General features: G+C 71.2%; 13 protein-coding genes. 10 read left to right on the forward strand and 3 right to left on the reverse strand.

Translation table 11 applies throughout. The annotated features are described in order from the left end of the window. The first annotated feature begins 20 nt into the window (after positions 1 to 20). On the forward strand, positions 21 to 1,259 hold the full coding sequence (locus tag KCH48_RS25040; RefSeq protein WP_210576957.1) for a cytochrome P450: 1,239 nt from the start codon (positions 21 to 23) through the stop codon (positions 1,257 to 1,259). A 25-nt stretch (positions 1,260 to 1,284) separates the two neighbouring features. Continuing rightward, positions 1,285 to 2,217: an L-tyrosine/L-tryptophan isonitrile synthase family protein gene (locus tag KCH48_RS25045; protein ID WP_210576958.1), complete on the forward strand. Its 933-nt coding sequence runs from the start codon at positions 1,285 to 1,287 to the stop codon at positions 2,215 to 2,217. 37 nt (positions 2,218 to 2,254) lie between these two features. On the opposite strand, the gene KCH48_RS25050 is transcribed toward KCH48_RS25045, so the two are convergent. Both KCH48_RS25050 and KCH48_RS25055 read right to left on the reverse strand, forming a co-directional pair. Then, positions 2,255 to 5,227, reverse strand: a complete 2,973-nt coding sequence (locus tag KCH48_RS25050; protein ID WP_210576959.1) for an FAD-binding and (Fe-S)-binding domain-containing protein — start codon at positions 5,225 to 5,227, stop codon at positions 2,255 to 2,257. Positions 5,228 to 5,290: 63 nt separating this feature from the next. Further along, positions 5,291 to 5,794, reverse strand: coding sequence for a MarR family winged helix-turn-helix transcriptional regulator (locus KCH48_RS25055; protein WP_210576960.1), 504 nt, complete (start codon positions 5,792 to 5,794; stop codon positions 5,291 to 5,293). 122 nt (positions 5,795 to 5,916) lie between these two features. Here KCH48_RS25055 and KCH48_RS25060 point away from each other — a divergent pair, with 122 nt between their 5' ends. The 6 genes from KCH48_RS25060 to KCH48_RS25085 all read left to right on the forward strand — a co-directional run bounded on the left by KCH48_RS25060 (position 5,917) and on the right by KCH48_RS25085 (position 10,354). Beyond that, entirely contained in the window at positions 5,917 to 6,432 is a 516-nt protein-coding gene (locus KCH48_RS25060; protein WP_210576961.1) for a YceI family protein, read from the forward strand. A gap of 214 nt (positions 6,433 to 6,646) precedes the next feature. Continuing rightward, the gene (locus tag KCH48_RS25065) at positions 6,647 to 7,030 is read left to right on the forward strand and encodes a cell division protein SepF (RefSeq protein ID WP_210576962.1); all 384 of its coding nucleotides are present in this window, start codon (positions 6,647 to 6,649) and stop codon (positions 7,028 to 7,030) included. Positions 7,031 to 7,170: 140 nt separating this feature from the next. Continuing rightward, positions 7,171 to 8,304, forward strand: coding sequence for an ATP-binding protein (locus tag KCH48_RS25070; RefSeq protein WP_246885808.1), 1,134 nt, complete (start codon positions 7,171 to 7,173; stop codon positions 8,302 to 8,304). Continuing rightward, positions 8,301 to 8,642 (forward strand): nucleotide pyrophosphohydrolase, encoded by a 342-nt coding sequence (locus tag KCH48_RS25075; protein WP_210576964.1) that lies wholly within the window; start codon positions 8,301 to 8,303, stop codon positions 8,640 to 8,642. The genes KCH48_RS25070 and KCH48_RS25075 overlap by 4 nt, the downstream gene beginning before the upstream one ends. Positions 8,643 to 8,830: 188 nt before the next feature. Next, positions 8,831 to 9,307 (forward strand): DUF6099 family protein, encoded by a 477-nt coding sequence (locus KCH48_RS25080; RefSeq protein ID WP_210576965.1) that lies wholly within the window; start codon positions 8,831 to 8,833, stop codon positions 9,305 to 9,307. A gap of 123 nt (positions 9,308 to 9,430) precedes the next feature. Then, complete coding sequence (locus KCH48_RS25085) at positions 9,431 to 10,354, forward strand: LLM class F420-dependent oxidoreductase (RefSeq protein WP_210576966.1); 924 nt, start codon at positions 9,431 to 9,433, stop codon at positions 10,352 to 10,354. Positions 10,355 to 10,421: 67 nt separating this feature from the next. On the opposite strand, the gene KCH48_RS25090 is transcribed toward KCH48_RS25085, so the two are convergent. After that, the gene (locus tag KCH48_RS25090) at positions 10,422 to 11,222 is read right to left on the reverse strand and encodes an SAM-dependent methyltransferase (RefSeq protein WP_210576967.1); all 801 of its coding nucleotides are present in this window, start codon (positions 11,220 to 11,222) and stop codon (positions 10,422 to 10,424) included. 159 nt (positions 11,223 to 11,381) lie between these two features. Between KCH48_RS25090 and KCH48_RS25095 the strand changes: the two genes are divergently transcribed. Together KCH48_RS25095 and KCH48_RS25100 are read left to right on the forward strand one after the other, a co-directional pair. Continuing rightward, entirely contained in the window at positions 11,382 to 12,848 is a 1,467-nt protein-coding gene (locus tag KCH48_RS25095; protein ID WP_210576968.1) for a 3' terminal RNA ribose 2'-O-methyltransferase Hen1, read from the forward strand. Further along, positions 12,845 to 15,385: a polynucleotide kinase-phosphatase gene (locus tag KCH48_RS25100; RefSeq protein WP_210576969.1), complete on the forward strand. Its 2,541-nt coding sequence runs from the start codon at positions 12,845 to 12,847 to the stop codon at positions 15,383 to 15,385. The genes KCH48_RS25095 and KCH48_RS25100 overlap by 4 nt, the downstream gene beginning before the upstream one ends. Positions 15,386 to 15,396 lie beyond the last annotated feature (11 nt).

Genomic DNA, 15,396 nt, shown 5'->3' on the forward strand with positions numbered 1-15,396 from the left:
GGACCTTGAGGAACCACCTGATGACAGTCCAGGAACCGCTCTCCGAACCCGTCCCGCTCATGGGCTGCCCCTACAAGAGCAACCCTTATCCGCTCTACGAGCGTCTGCGCGAGGACGGCCCGGTGCACCCGGTGCTCTTCCCCAGCGGCGTCCAGGCCTGGCTCGTCACCGGTTACGACGCCGCACACGCCGCCCTCAACGACGACCGGCTCGGCAAGAACCACGACCGCGGCAACGACCGCTGGCGTGCCCGCGCCTCGATCATGCCGGAGCCGCAGCACTCCCAGCTCCAGGTGCACCTCCTGCACCAGGACCCACCGAAGCACACCCATATGCGGCGCCATGTCACGGACGCGTTCACCCCGCGCCGTGTCGAGCAACTGCGCCCGCGTTTCCAGGAGTTGGCGGACGCCCTGATCGACCGGCTGCCGGAGACCGGACCCGCCGACCTCGTCGCCGGATTCGCCGCCCACTTCCCCTTCCGGGTCGTCGCCGAGGTCATCGGCCTCCCCGCCGAGCTGGCGGAACGCTTCGACCGCGACTGGGGCAAGGTCGTCCAGCCGGTCGGTCCGGCAGATCCGGGGCGGCCGGTGTACGAGGCCCGGCTGCACGGGCTGCAGAGCTATATCGCCGAGATCGTCGCCCACAAGCGCGCGCACGGGAACGACGATCTGCTCAGCCGTCTGGTCGTGGCCCGCGACCACCGCGAACTGTCCCAGGAAGAGCTGGACTCCATGATCTTCCAGCTGCTGGTGGCGGGTCAGGAACCGGTGACGAACCAGATCACCACGGCCCTGATCGCCCTGTTCCGCCACCCCGCTCAACTGGCCCGCCTCCGCGACGACCCGGCCCTGCTCCCGCGCGCGGTAGAGGAACTTCTGCGGTACGACAGCGCCTTCGAGCTGACCACCTGGCGTTTCTTCGCCGAGGACAGCGATCTGCACGGCACCCGCATCCCGGCCGGCGACTCGGTGATCGTCTCCCTGTGCGCCGCCAACCGCGACCCGCGCCGCTTCGAGGCCCCCGACACCCTCGACCTGGACCGCTCACCCAACCCGCACCTGGCCTTCGGCCACGGCATCCACTTCTGCCCCGGCGCGGCCCTCGCCCGCACCGAACTCCAGGTCGCCCTGGGCACGTTGCTCGCCCGGCTCCCGGGCCTGCGCCTCGCCGTCCCGGACGACGAGATCGAGTGGATCCCGGCGGTCCTCGGCCGCGGCACCAACCACCTGCCCGTGGGCTACGACCGCCGCGTCTGACGACCTCCCGAGGAGACCCCACCCCATGCCGTCGACGACCGCGCCGGACACGCTCACCACGAGCGCGTCGATTCTGCGCCTGCTGCTCCCGCACCACCGCACCACGGACGCCACCCGCACCGCCCCCGCCGAGGCGTTCCCCCACCAACTGCGCCGGATCGACGCCTTCGTACGAGCCGGCGCACCCGTCCGCTTCACCCTCCCCGGCTTCCCCTGCAAGTCCCCCAACCCCGCCAAGGTCCTCGGCCACCTCCCCGACCAGGGCGAACGCCTCTCCCTCCGCTTCCTGGACGCACTCTGCGAGGAGGTGGAGCGCGTCCACCCACCCGGTGCCCGCGTCACCATCTGCTCCGACGGCCATGTCTTCGGCGACCTGATCCGCGTCCAGGACGAGCACATCGACGCGTACGCCGACGAACTCCGCCGCCTGATAGCCCAGTTGGGCCTGGAGAGACTGTCGGTGTTCGATCTCCGGGACATCCTCGGCGACCTGCCGTACGACACGAAACGCGCCCACGTCCACGAGCGCTACGCCCCCACGGTGGACGCCCTGCGCGCCGAGGTCCGTTCCGACGACCACGCCCTGTCCCTCTACCGGGGCATCACCCGGTTCCTCGTCGAGGACACGGCCGACTTCTCCGGTACCCGTTCCGCCCTCCAGCGTGAATGCCGACGGCGTGCCTACGGCGTCATCCAACGCAGCCGCGCCTGGGGCGATCTGATCGCCGAGCACCACCCCGGCGCCGTACGCCTGTCCATCCACCCCCAGTCGACCGGTGCCGCCAAGTTCGGCATCCGGCTGCTCGACGCACCGGACGCATGGACGACGCCCTGGCACTCGGCCGCGCTGCTCCGGGCCGATGGCACATGGACTCTCATGCCGCGCGCCCGCGCCGCGCGGGAGGGGCGCCTTGTGCGGCGCGATGGCCGGCCGAGCCACTTCGAGCAGAGCCCCTGAGAGGGGTGCCATGTGGGGTGCCATGCGGGATGCCGTGTCACCTACGGGGCAGCCCCGACGCCAGCAACTCCGCCAGGTGCACCCCCTCATGCCCCCCACTGTCCAGCTCATGGATCTGCGTACGGCAACTGAACCCATCCGCCAGAACAGCCACACCCGCACCCGACTCCCGCAACCGCGGCAGCAACACCCGTTCCGCGCAGGCCTTGCTCACCTCCAAGTGCCCCCGCTCGAACCCGAAGTTGCCGGCCAGTCCGCAGCACCCGGACACCAGTCGCTCGGCCTCGACCCCCGCCCGGCCGAGCAAGTCCCGGTCGGCGTCCCAGCCCAGCACCGCATGCTGATGGCAGTGCACCTGGACCAGTGCTTCCCGGCCGGGCAGTCGCGGGGGCTCGTAGCCGGGGGAGTGCTCGGTGAGCAGTTCGGCCAGCGTCACGGTCTGGTCGCGCAGCCTCCGTACATCCCGGTCACCGGGGAACAGCTCGGCCGCGTCCGAGCGGAACACGGCCGTGCAGCTCGGTTCGAGACCGACGACCAGACCGCCGTCGCGGACATGCCCGGCGAGGCGGCGGACGGTCCGCGCGAGTACCCGTTCGGCGACGCCGAGTTGCCCGGTGGAGATCCAGGTCAGCCCGCAGCACATCGGTTCGCCGGGCAGCTCGACCCGCCAGCCGGCGTGCTCCAGCAGCCGGACGGCGGCCCGACCGACGTGCGGGTGGAAGAAGTTGGTGAAGGTGTCCGGCCACAGCAGGACCGTCCCGCGCGCCCCGTCGCCGTACGGCCTGTGCCGGGTGAACCACTGCCGCAGCGTGCGGCCGGCGAACCGTGGCAGCTCCCGCTCCTCGACCCCCGCGAGCGCCACGGCCGCCTTCGACAGCGGCGGCAGGTGCGTGAAGGCGTTGACCAGCGGCCCCAGCCGCGCGCGGCCCACCGCCTGCGCGGCGACCGGCAGCCAGCCCATGGTCAGGTCGGAGCGTGGCCTGCGCCAGGGCCGGCGGGCGTAGTGGTGGGCGAGGAACTCCGCCTTGTACGTGGCCATGTCGACGTCGGCCGGGCAGTCGCTCTTGCACCCCTTGCACGCCAGACACAGATCGAGGGCGTCCTTCACCGCCTCCGACCGCCAGCGGTCCCGGATCGCGCCGTCGCCGTGCCCGTCGAGCATCTCGAACAGCAGCCGGGCCCGGCCGCGCGTGGAGTGCTCCTCCTCCAGGGTGACTTGGTAGGAGGGGCACATCACCGCGCCGCCCTTGTTGGTGAGTTGGCGGCACTTGCCGACGCCCACGCACCGGTTCGCGGCCTCGGCGAACGACCCGCCGTCGTCCGGGAAACGGAAGTGCAGATCGCGCGGGTCGTACGGCGCCCAGTCGCCGCCGAGGCGCAGATGCTCGTCGAGCCCGTACGGCGCCACGACCTTGCCGGGGTTCATCCGGTCCCGCGGGTCGAAGACGGCCTTGAGCCGGCCGAACGCCTCGACCAGCTCCTCCCCGAACATCCGCGCCAGCAGCTCGCCCCGGCTCTGTCCGTCCCCGTGCTCACCGGAGAAGGACCCGCCGAACTCGGTGACCAGATCGGCCGCCCGTTCCATGAAGCGCCGGTAGGCGGCCACACCGTCGGCGGAGTACAGGTCGAAGGGGATCCGGGTGTGCACACAGCCCTGCCCGAAGTGGCCGTAGAGGCTGGGCCCGGTGTCGCTGCGGTAGCCGAACTCCTCGAACAGGTCCTGCAGCCGGCGCAGATAGTCACCGAGCCGTTCGGGCGGTACGGCGGAGTCCTCCCAGCCCTCGAAGGTGTCGGGCCGGTGCGGGACGTGCGCGGTGGCGCCGAGCCCGGCCTCGCGGACCTGCCACAGCTCCTCCTCGCGGTCCGGGTCGTCCACGAACGCGACCTCGGGGTCGTGCTCGCTCTCGTGCAGCGCGGCCAGCATGCGGTGCGCCCGCCGGTCCGACTCCTCGAGCGTGTCGCCCCCGAACTCGGCCATCAAGTAGGCCTTGCCTTCGGGGAGTTCGGAGATCGCCTGGGGATTGAGGTGCTTGAGCTGCTCGTCGCGGATGAGCTTCGAGTCGACGCCCTCCAGCGCCATCGGCTCGTACGGCAGGATCTCCGGTACCGAGTCGGCGGCCCGCTCGACGCTCGGGAAGCCGAGCACGACCAGCGTCCGTTCCTTCACCACGGGCACCAGCTTCAGTTCCGCCCGCACCACGGTGACGAGCGTGGACTCGCTGCCGACCAGCAGTCCGGCGACGTCGAAACCGTGCTCCGGCAGCAGTGAGTCGAGGTTGTAGCCGGAGACGCGGCGCGGGATGTCGGGGAAGCGGTGACGGATCTCGTCGGCGTAGGTGTCGCGCAGGGCGCGCAACCGCCGGTAGACCGCCGAGCGGAGGTCACCGTGCCGCTCGATCTCGGCGTACTCCTCGTCGCCGGTCGGGCCGCACCAGAAGCGGGTGCCGTCGTAGAGGAGCACCTCCAGGCGAGCGACGTTGTCGACCACCTTGCCGGTGGCCTGGGCGGTGGCGCCGCAGGAGTTGTTGCCGATCATGCCGCCGATCGTGCAGTTCATGTGGGTGGCGGGTTCGGGTCCGAAGCGCAGCCCGGTGTCCGCGAGTTGCCGGTTGAGGTCGTCGAGCACGATGCCGGGCTGGACGACGCAGGTGCGGGCGTCGGTGTCCACGGACTCCAGGCGGTTGCAGTACTTCGACCAGTCGATGACTACGGCCGTGTTGGTGCACTGCCCGGCGAGGCTCGTCCCGCCGCCCCGGGACAGCACGGGTGCGTCGTACTCGCGCGCGACGGCGACCGCTTCCACGGCCGCTTCGGGGGTACGGGGGACGACCACGCCGATCGGGGTCTGCCGGAAGTTGGAGGCGTCGGTCGAGTACGCTGCCCGGCTCCCGGCGTCGAACCGCACCTCCCCGTCGACGCGTGCGCGCAGCGCCACCTCCAGGCCACCGCCGTCGACCGGCGGCGCGGTGCCTCGGCGGGTGACGGGTGCGGGCAGGTCGGACACGGCCATGGAGCGCTCCTTCGGCTGCGGTCGGCAGCCGGGTACCCCGGGCTCCTCGGGACAACCGGGGCGTCAGCGCCCCTCCGGCTCCTCGACGAGGTCGGGCACCAGACCACACATGGCCTCCCGCTGGTCGGTCCCCATGAACTGGGCGAGGGCCTCCTTGACCGTGTCGGCGAGGCCGCCGGAGGCCTCCGACAGCAGACGGCGGGCCTTCTCCGTGAGGGTCACCTCGATGCCGCGCTTGTCGCCGCAGACCGATCGGCGGGAGACCAGCCCCGCGTGCTGGAGGCAGGCGATCTGGTAGGTGAGCCGGGTCTTGGGGCGGCCCAGGAGTTCGGCGATCCGGGTCATACGCAGACCCGTCTCGGGCTGCTCGGCCAGCAGGCACAGGACCAGGAACTCGTCGTGCGAGACGTCCAGCCGCTCCTTGACCACGGCCCGCAGCCGCTGCTCGACGGCGCCCGTCGCGGCCAGCAGCACCATCCAGGCACGCAGCTCCGAGGGCAGCAGTCCGCCACCCTGCGCGGAGGGGCATTCGGGCAGGTCGGCGGGGTGTGCGTCGGAGTCGGCCATGGATTCGAGTGTACCTGTTGTCCATTTTTGGACGAGGGGTTGTTCAGATTTGGATAGTCGACTAGCGTGAGGTCATCCAAATTTGAAGCATCCAACGGGTATCAGGAAAGCAGGGAACGATCATGACCGTCGCCGTGGAAACCGGACTGTGGCAGCTCGACACCACCGCCTCCACCGTCGCCCTCCGGCACAAGACGATGTGGGGCATGGTCACGGTGAAGGGCACCTTCGGCGCCGTCACCGGCCAGGGCGAGGTGCGGTCCGACGGGTCGGCCATCGGCACCGTGACCCTGGACGCCACCACCCTGGACACCGGCAACGCCAAGCGCGACACGCACCTGCGGTCCGCCGACTTCTTCGACACCGACCACCACCCCGAGATCACCTTCGCGGTCCGCAGCGCCGAGCTCCGCGACGGCGACCAGGTCCACGTCGTCGGTCAGCTGACCGTGCGCGGCATCAGCCGCCCCCAGTCCTTCACCGCCCGCCTGATCGGCTCGGACGCCGACTCGCTCACCCTGGACGCGGAACTCTCCGTGGACCGCGGCCAGTTCGGCATGGGCTGGAACCAGCTCGGCATGATCCGCGGCCTCACGACGGTCGCCGCCACCCTCCGCTTCGTCCGCACGGCGGCCTGACGGCCCGCGGAGCGCCGCACCGAGGTCACCTGCATCCGCGGCGGCATTCCCGCGCCGGCGAACTCCGACGCCGGCGCGGTCACCCCCGCAGTCAGCCACAGTGACACTTGTCATGTGCCGGGTCGGGACCGTGTCGCAGTTGGGCCGAACGGGTGGTGTGGCGTAAGAATTGGCTGGTGCAGGCATTGAAGGCGAGTCACTTCGGGGGGAACCGGTGAACGGTCATGACGTCACCGACGAACAGTGGGAAGGGCTCGCCCAGGTCGTACCGCTGCGTGGTCGCGATGCCTGGCCGTCCGCGGTGGACCACCGTGCGCTTCCGGACGCGGACACCGAACCGCGGCGCCGGTTCGTCGTCCTGAGGGTGAGTGTCTTCGGCGACGCCCGCGAGGTCGCCGAGACGCTGATGGCGGGCATCCCCGTGCTGCTCGACCTGACCGGAGCGGAGACCGAAGTCGCCAAGCGCGTCCTGGACTTCAGCACCGGCGTCGTCTTCGGCCTGGCGAGCGGGATGCATCGCGTCGACCGCAATGTGTTCCTGCTGACGCCGCCGGGCACCGAGGTGAGCGGCCTGATGGAAGGCGTGGCCGGCCCCTGAGGCCGCGCCGGTCCCCCGATCGTAGGAAGCAGGACGGGGCGGAACGGTTCGGCTGACGGACGGAGCCCTACGGTCCGGATATGCCCGCGTCATCCGCGTCGCCGGGGACTCCCAGGTCTTCGGCGTCCTCCGCGTCCTCTATGTCCTCCATCGGGAACCGACCCGACCGGCCCTGTGTCACCGAGTTGCGGCTGTCGGCGTTCGCCGGGCATCGGCGGGCCGGGTTTCCCCTCGGGCCGCTCACCCTGTTCGCCGGCCGGAGCGGCTGCGGGAAGAGCAGTGCGCTCAGGGCGTACGAGGCGCTGGCGCGGCTCGGTGGAGGGGCCGAGCTCGGTGAAGTGTTCCCGGATCCGGTCGCCTGCGTTCCCGAGCGGGCCCGGCCCGACGCGCAGCGCCGCCGCGGCTTCCGGATCGGCTGCACCGCCGACGGGCCCGAGGGTCCGGTCCGACTCGACGTCGCCGTCCAGGCCGAGCCCGAACTGCGCATCGTGGGCGAGCGGTTGAGCGCCGAGGGACTCGTCCTCCTGGAGACCGCCCTGCGCGACCCCGGGCGCCGTGCCGTGCAGGCCGCCTGGCACACCGCCGGATCGGCGCCCGTCACCCGCGCCCCGCTGCCGGACGACCGGCTCGGGACCGCGCTGCTGCCGCTGCGGGTGGCCGGCAAGACGGACGGGCAGCGGCGCGTCCTCGCCGCCGCCGAACAGATGGTCGTCGCCCTGCGCTCCGTCTTCGCCTGCGACCCACGGCCCGACCGTATGCGCGGGCCTGTGCCGCTCGGCTCCGGCCGGCTCCTCGGCGGCTGCGACAACCTCGCCGACGTCCTGTGGCGCACCCGCACCGAGTGCGGCCGGCGGCACGCGCAGCTCGTCGCGGCGGTGCGCGCCGGATGCGCCGGGCCCGTCGCGGACGTCCTCGCCGAACCTCTCGGCGACGGCACGGTCCGCGCCGTACTCGACCGGGGCGACGGCCCGCGCACCGCCCTCGAACGGCTCGGCGACGGCGAGTTGAGGCACTTCGCGCTGACACTGGTCCTGCTCACCGGGCCCGGTGTCCTCGAGGTCGACCCGGCCGGGGAGGTGCCCGCCGCCCTGCAGACGCTCACCGTCCTCGCCGACGGGCTCGACCGCTCCCTGGACCCTCGGCAGCGCGACGGACTGCTGCGGCTGGCGACGCGGATGTGCGAGCGCGGGCACATCCGCCTCGTCGGCGCGGTGAGCGACGCGTCCTGGGCCGCGGGGACGGACGGCGTCACGGTGGTACACCTTGACGCGTGACTGACGACCTGGACCTGGCGAAACTGCAGCGCAGGCTGGCCGAGTTCGCCGCGGCGCGGAACTGGCAGCCGTACCACACCCCCAAGAACCTCGTCGCCGCGCTCAGCGTGGAGGCCTCCGAACTCGTCGAGATCTTCCAGTGGTTGACGCCCGAGGAGTCGTCCCGCGTCATGGACGACCCCGGCACAGCGCACCGGGTCACCGACGAGGTCGCCGATGTGCTCGCCTATCTGCTGCAGCTCTGCGAGGTCCTCGGCATCGACCCGCTGGCCGCGCTGGACGCGAAGATCGACCGGAACGAGCGGAGGTTTCCGGCGGCGGGGGAGCGGGACGAGTAGGAGAGGCGAGGGGAGTTGGCGGCTCCATGTTCACTCTCCGTAGTTAAAAACCCTCCCGAATCCGATTTGTTGTCCGAAGATTTCCGTCTTCCTCTGGCTTTTTGTCCCATTGGACCTCACTCTGGGTAGTGGACAGCGGAGTTCGGACGAACGCGCGACGAGCGCGTCGGGACAGACTGGGGCAGCGCATGGACGCGGTGCGGCTCATCGTGACGAGCAGGCGCGCGCTCGCGGGGAGCGGCGAGGCGCCACAGACCATGGCGGAAGCGTGGCAGGCACAGGCCCTCGCGCAGGCGATAGGCAGCCGCCTCGCGGTCGCCGGTCCACCCGAACTACGGGGCGAGGCACTGGGGTTGACCGAACTCGCGGGCAGAGGCTGCGGTGTCCTGGACCGCCCGGATGTCCCCGACACCGACCTGCGCGCCGCCCAGCTCACCGAACTGGGCGATGCCCGGCAGGCGTTGATGTATCTGGGCGGGCTGCTCGGCGAGGTGGGTATCGCGCTGGTCGGCATCGCGTCCTCGGCGGGCGACGAAGCGACGTACTGGCAGTGCATGGAGGCGATCGACGCGGCGGACGAATCTCGTGACCGGGTGCGGGAGATGCTCCGCAGACTGGCGGACAGGGAGACGGAGCAGGCGTTACCGGAGAGGGAGGCGGGGTAGCTCCGCGGACGTGTTGTTACGGCCGTCGGTCCTCTGCGGGTTCGTTGTGGCTGGTCGCGCAGTTCCCCGCGCCCCTTTCGGGGCGCTGAGGCTGACCGGGGTCGGAGCGTGCAGGATGGGTGTATGGATCTGCGTATTTTTACCGAGCCCCAGCAGGGCGCCACCTATGACACCCTCCTTGCCGTTGCCAAGGCCACGGAGGATCTTGGGTTCGATGCCTTCTTCCGTTCCGACCATTACCTCAAGATGGGCTCCGGGGATGGCCTCCCGGGTCCCACGGACGCCTGGATCACGCTCGCCGGTCTGGCCCGGGAGACACGGCGAATCCGGCTCGGCACGCTGATGACCGCCGCCACGTTCCGGCTGCCCGGTGTTCTCGCGATCCAGGTCGCGCAGGTCGATCAGATGTCGGGTGGACGGGTCGAGCTGGGCCTGGGTGCGGGCTGGGCCGAGGAGGAGCACAAGGCGTACGGCATCCCGTTCCCGAAGGAGAAGTTCGGCCGCCTCGAAGAGCAGCTGGAGATCGTCACCGGGCTGTGGGCCACGGAGGTGGGCCGGACCTTCGACTTCCACGGGAAGTACTACGACCTCACCGACTCGCCCGCCCTCCCCAAGCCCGCCCAGCCGAAGATCCCCGTGCTCATCGGCGGCCACGGCGCCACCCGCACGCCCCGCCTCGCCGCGCGGTACGCCGATGAGTTCAACATTCCGTTCGCCTCCGTCGAGGACAGCGAGCGCCAGTTCGGCCGGGTCCGTGCCGCCGCCGAGCAGGCAGGGCGCAAGGCCGACGAGATCATCTACTCCAATGTCCTCGTCGCCTGTGTCGGCAAGGACGACCAGGAGGTCGCCCGCCGTGCCGCCGCGATCGGCCGCGAGGTCGACGAGCTGAAGACGAACGGCCTGGCCGGTTCCCCCGCCGAGGTCGTCGACAAGATCGGCCGCTACGCCGAGACCGGCGCCCGGCGCTTCTACTTCCAGATCCTCGACCTCAACGACCTGGACCACCTGGACCTGATCTCCTCCGAGGTCCAGGCGCAGCTGTCGTAGGACGTCCCGGGCGACGGTCGTCCGGCGGATCGGAGAGCGTGTGGCGAGCGATCCGCCGGACGAGGCCTCATGGCTTGCGGGCCACCCCCACGTACAGGGGTATGTCCTCGCCTCCGCGTTCCTCGCCGAGTTCGGGGTGCCAGTGCGCGGCGAGCGTCAGGCCGGGGGCCGGCAGGTCGAGGCCCGTGAAGAAGGCGGCGAATTCGTCGCGTGAGCGCACCTGCGCGGGAGTGCCGCCCTTGCGGTAGACCTCGACGACACGCTGCCAGGTCTCCGGGTCGAAGTCCCCCGTGGCGTGCGACAGCGTCAAGTAGCTTCCGGGCGCGAGCGGTTCGAGCAACTCGCGCACGATCCGGCCGGGTTCGTCCTCGTCCACCACCAGGTGCAGCAGCGCCACGAGGGACAGCGCGATCGGCTCCGTGAAGTCGAGGGTCTCGCGCGCCGCCGCGAGGATCCTTCCCGGTTCCCGTACGTCGCCGTGGACGTAGGCGGTCCTGCCCTCGGGTGTGCTGTGCAGCAGCGCCTCGGCGTGCCGCAGGACGATCGGGTCATTGTCCGCGTACACCACACGGGCGGCCGGAACGATCCCCTGCACGATCTGGTGGAGGTTCGGCTCGGTCGGGATGCCGGTCCCGATGTCGAGGAACTGGCGGACACCCCGCTCGGCCAGCAGCCGCGACGCGCGGTGCATGAACCGGCGGTTGGTCCGCGCCATCTCCCGCACGGCGGGGAACAGGGAGATCACCTGTTCGCCCGCCTCCGCGTCGACGGGGTAGTTGTCCTTCCCGCCGAGGAAGTAGTCGTACATGCGGGCCGAGTGGGGTTTGCTCGTGTCGATGGGGGTCGCGCGTAATCCGGCGTCTGTCACGTGATGCCTCCGCTTGTGGACCTGGTGGGCGATCGGTCGTCCCCCACTCGAACGCCCGGGCGACTGGGAGGTTAGCGAAAAACCCCGGGTGCTGCCGACGCCCCCTCTGTACGGTGGGCGTATCCGCAGTTCAGACCACTATTCCAAGGCTGAGCCCCTGTGTTCCTGACGATCACCACCACCGGCACCGACGAACGCCCCGCCACCGACCTCGGCTTCCTGCTGCACAAGCATCCCGAGAAGGCGCAGGCGTTCTCCACCTCCTACGGCACGGCGCACGTCCTCTACCCCGAGGCGGACGCCGAGCGCTGCACGGCGGCGCTGCTGCTGGAGGTCGACGCGGTGGCGCTGGTCCGGCGCGGCAAGGGCAAGGGACGGGGCGGCGCGCCCGACGCGGCGCTCGCGCAGTACGTGAACGACCGCCCGTACGCGGCCTCCTCACTGCTCGCGGTGGCCCTGAGCGGTGTGTTCTCCAGCGCGATGAAGGGCACCTGCACCGCACGACCCGAACTCCCGCAGCAGGCCCGCCCGTTGCGCATCGAGGTGCCCGCGCTGCCCGCCCGCGGCGGCCCCGGTCTTGTACGAGGTCTCTTCGAGCCGCTCGGGTGGACGGTCACCGTCGAACCCGTGGCGCTGGACGTGGAGTTCCCCGAGTGGGGCGACTCGCGGTACGTCCGTCTCGTGCTGGAGTCCTCGGCCCTCACCCTCGCCGAGGCCCTGCGCCACCTGTACGTCCTGCTGCCCGTGCTCGACGACGCCAAGCACTACTGGGTCTCCCCCGACGAGGTCGACAAGCTGCTGCGGGCGGGTGAGGGCTGGCTGCCCGCGCACCCGGAGCAGAAGCTGATCACCAGCCGGTATCTGTCGCGGCGCTGGTCGCTGACCCGACAGGCGATGGAGCGGCTGGAGCTGGTGCGGTTGGCCGAGGCGGACGACACCGAGGTCGAGGAGATCGACAACGCGGTGGAGGCGGAGACCGAGTCGGAGGAGCGGCCGACCCCGCTCGCCGAGCAGCGCCGGGATGCCATCATCACGGCGCTCGGCACGTCCGGCGCCGCTCGCGTGCTCGATCTCGGCTGCGGGCAGGGCCAGTTGGTGCAGGCGCTGCTCAAGGACCCGCGGTTCACCGAGATCGTCGGCGTCGACGTGTCGATGCGGGCGCTCACCATCGCCTCCCGCCGCCTCAAGCTGGACCGCATGGGCGAGCGCCAGGCCTCCCGCGTCAAGCTCTTCCAGGGCTCGCTCGCCTACACCGACAACCGCCTCAAGGGCTACGACGCCGCCGTGCTCAGCGAGGTCATCGAGCACCTCGACCTGCCCCGGCTGCCCGCCCTGGAGTACGCGGTGTTCGGCTCCGCCCGTCCCCGGACGGTTCTCGTGACCACGCCGAACGTCGAGTACAACGTCCGCTGGGAGTCCCTCCCGGCCGGCCACGTCCGGCACGGCGACCACCGCTTCGAGTGGACGCGCGAGGAGTTCCGGACCTGGGCCGACGCCGTCGCCGAACGACATGGGTACGGCGTGGAGTTCGTGCCCGTGGGGCCGGACGACCCCGAGGTGGGACCGCCCACGCAGATGGCCGTATTCACCATGACTGTGACCGAGAAGGAGGCGAAGGCCGCATGACCGAGACCCGCACGGGACGCACCCTGCCCGTCACTGACCTCTCCCTCGTGGTGCTCATCGGCGCCTCCGGCTCCGGCAAGTCCACCTTCGCCCGCAGGAACTTCAAGCCCACCGAGGTCATCTCCTCCGACTTCTGCCGCGGCCTGGTCTCCGACGACGAGAACGACCAGTCCGCCACCCGCGACGCCTTCGACGTCCTGCACTACATCGCGGGCAAGCGCCTCGCCGCGGGCCGCCGTACGGTCGTCGACGCGACCAGCGTGCAGTCGGACTCCCGGCGCCAGCTGATCGAGCTGGCCCGGCAGTACGACGTGCTGCCCATAGCCATCGTGCTCGACGTGCCCGAGGACGTGTGCGCCGAGCGCAACGCCACCCGCAGCGACCGCGCCGACATGCCCCGCCGGGTCATCCAGCGCCACACCCGCGAACTCCGCCGCTCGCTACGGCACTTGGAGCGCGAGGGCTTCCGCAAGGTGCACATCCTCCGGGGCGCCGAGGAAGTCGAGACCGCGTCGATCGTCACCGAGAAGCGGTTCAACGACCTGACCCACCTCACCGGCCCCTTCGACATCATCGGCGACATCCACGGCTGCGCCGCCGAACTGGAGTCCCTGCTCGGCAAGTTGGGCTATGTCGACGGTGTCCACGCCGACGGCCGCACAGCCGTCTTCGTCGGCGACCTCGTCGACCGCGGCCCGGACAGCCCGGGAGTGCTGCGCCGCGTGATGTCGATGGTCGGCTCCGGGAACGCGCTGTGCGTCCCGGGCAACCACGAGAACAAGTTCGGCCGCTACCTCAAGGGCCGCAAGGTCCAGCACACTCACGGCCTGGCGGAGACCATCGAGCAGATGGCGGACCAGTCGGACGAATTCCTCGCCCAGGTAAGGGAGTTCATCGACGGCCTCGTCAGCCACTACGTCCTCGACGGCGGCCGGCTCGTCGTCTGCCACGCCGGACTGCCGGAGAAGTACCACGGCCGCACCTCCGGGCGGGTGCGCTCGCACGCGCTGTATGGCGACACCACCGGCGAGACGGACGAGTTCGGGCTGCCGGTGCGCTACCCGTGGGCCGAGGACTACCGGGGCCGGGCGGCGGTGGTCTACGGCCACACTCCCGTGCCCGAGGCCACGTGGCTCAACAACACCATCTGCCTCGACACCGGCGCCGTGTTCGGCGGCAAGCTGACCGCGCTGCGCTGGCCGGAGCGGGAGCTGGTCGACGTACCGGCCGAGCGGGTCTGGTACGAGCCGGCCAAGCCGCTGCGGACCGAGGCGCCCGGCGGACACGACGGACGGCCGCTCGACCTTGCCGACGTGCAGGGGCGCAGGGTGGTCGAGACCCGGCACCAGGGCCGTGTCGCGGTCCGCGAGGAGAACGCGGCCGCGGCTCTGGAGGTCATGAGCCGCTTCGCCGTCGACCCGCGGCTGCTGCCGTACCTGCCGCCGACCATGGCACCGACGGCCACCTCGCACGTCGAGGGCTACCTGGAGCACCCGGCGGAGGCCTTCGCGCAGTACCGGGAGGACGGCGTCGCGCGGGTCGTGTGCGAGGAGAAGCACATGGGTTCGCGTGCGGTGGCGCTGGTGTGCCGGGACGCGGAGGCGGCGCGGAAGCGGTTCGGGGTGGACGGTCCCACGGGGTCCCTTTACACCCGTACCGGCCGGCCGTTCTTCGACGACGGTTCGGTGACGGAGTCGGTCCTGGACCGGGTCCGGGCCGCCGTGACCCAGGCCGGCCTGTGGGACGTACTCGAGACGGACTGGCTGCTGCTCGACGCCGAGTTGATGCCGTGGTCGCTGAAGGCGTCCGGGCTGCTGCGGTCGCAGTACGCGGCCGTGGGCGCCGCCTCCGGGGCGGTGTTCCCGGGCGCGCTCGCCGCGCTGGAGGGTGCGGCGGCGCGGGGCGTGGACGTGACGGACCTGCTGGCGCGGCAGCGCGAACGGGCCGCGGACGCCGCCGCGTTCACGGAGTCGTACCGCCGCTACTGCTGGACCACGGACGGCCTCGACGGCGTCCGCCTGGCCCCGTTCCAGATCCTCGCCGTGCAGGGCCGCAGCCTCACGGGCCTGCCGCACGACGAGCAGCTCGCCCTGCTCGACCGCCTCGTCGAACACGACAGCACCGGCCTGCTCCAGACCACCCGTCGGCTGTACGTCGACACCGCCGACCCGGAGTCGGTGCAGGCGGGCGTCGACTGGTGGCTGGAGATGACCGGACGCGGCGGCGAGGGCATGGTCGTCAAGCCGGTCGGGGCAGTTGTGCGCAGTGACCAAGGCCGTCTGGTGCAGCCCGGCATCAAGTGCCGGGGCCGTGAGTACCTGCGGATCATCTACGGTCCCGAGTACACGCGCCCCGAGAACCTCGCCCGTCTCCGCTCCCGCTTCCTCAACCACAAGCGCTCCCTCGCGATCCGCGAGTACGCGCTGGGCCTGGAGGCACTGGACCGACTGGCGGAGGGCGAGCCGCTGTGGCGGGTGCACGAGGCGGTGTTCGGGGTGCTGGCGCTGGAGTCGGAGCCGGTGGATCCGCGGCTGTGAGCAGGGGTTGC

The organism is Streptomyces sp. GESEQ-4, from assembly GCF_017948455.1.
In the GTDB taxonomy this organism is placed as follows: Bacteria; Actinomycetota; Actinomycetes; order Streptomycetales; family Streptomycetaceae; genus Streptomyces.

Excerpts from the sequence above, each read along its gene's own strand:
- KCH48_RS25040 (WP_210576957.1), top strand. The coding sequence starts at position 21 with ATGACAGTCCAGGAACCGCTCTCCGAACCCGTCCCGCTCATGGGCTGC.
- KCH48_RS25045 (WP_210576958.1), top strand. The coding sequence starts at position 1,285 with ATGCCGTCGACGACCGCGCCGGACACGCTCACCACGAGCGCGTCGATT.
- KCH48_RS25050 (WP_210576959.1), bottom strand. The coding sequence starts at position 5,227 with ATGGCCGTGTCCGACCTGCCCGCACCCGTCACCCGCCGAGGCACCGCG.
- KCH48_RS25055 (WP_210576960.1), bottom strand. The coding sequence starts at position 5,794 with ATGGCCGACTCCGACGCACACCCCGCCGACCTGCCCGAATGCCCCTCC.
- KCH48_RS25060 (WP_210576961.1), top strand. The coding sequence starts at position 5,917 with ATGACCGTCGCCGTGGAAACCGGACTGTGGCAGCTCGACACCACCGCC.
- KCH48_RS25070 (WP_246885808.1), top strand. The coding sequence starts at position 7,171 with ATGTCCTCCATCGGGAACCGACCCGACCGGCCCTGTGTCACCGAGTTG.
- KCH48_RS25080 (WP_210576965.1), top strand. The coding sequence starts at position 8,831 with ATGGACGCGGTGCGGCTCATCGTGACGAGCAGGCGCGCGCTCGCGGGG.
- KCH48_RS25085 (WP_210576966.1), top strand. The coding sequence starts at position 9,431 with ATGGATCTGCGTATTTTTACCGAGCCCCAGCAGGGCGCCACCTATGAC.
- KCH48_RS25100 (WP_210576969.1), top strand. The coding sequence starts at position 12,845 with ATGACCGAGACCCGCACGGGACGCACCCTGCCCGTCACTGACCTCTCC.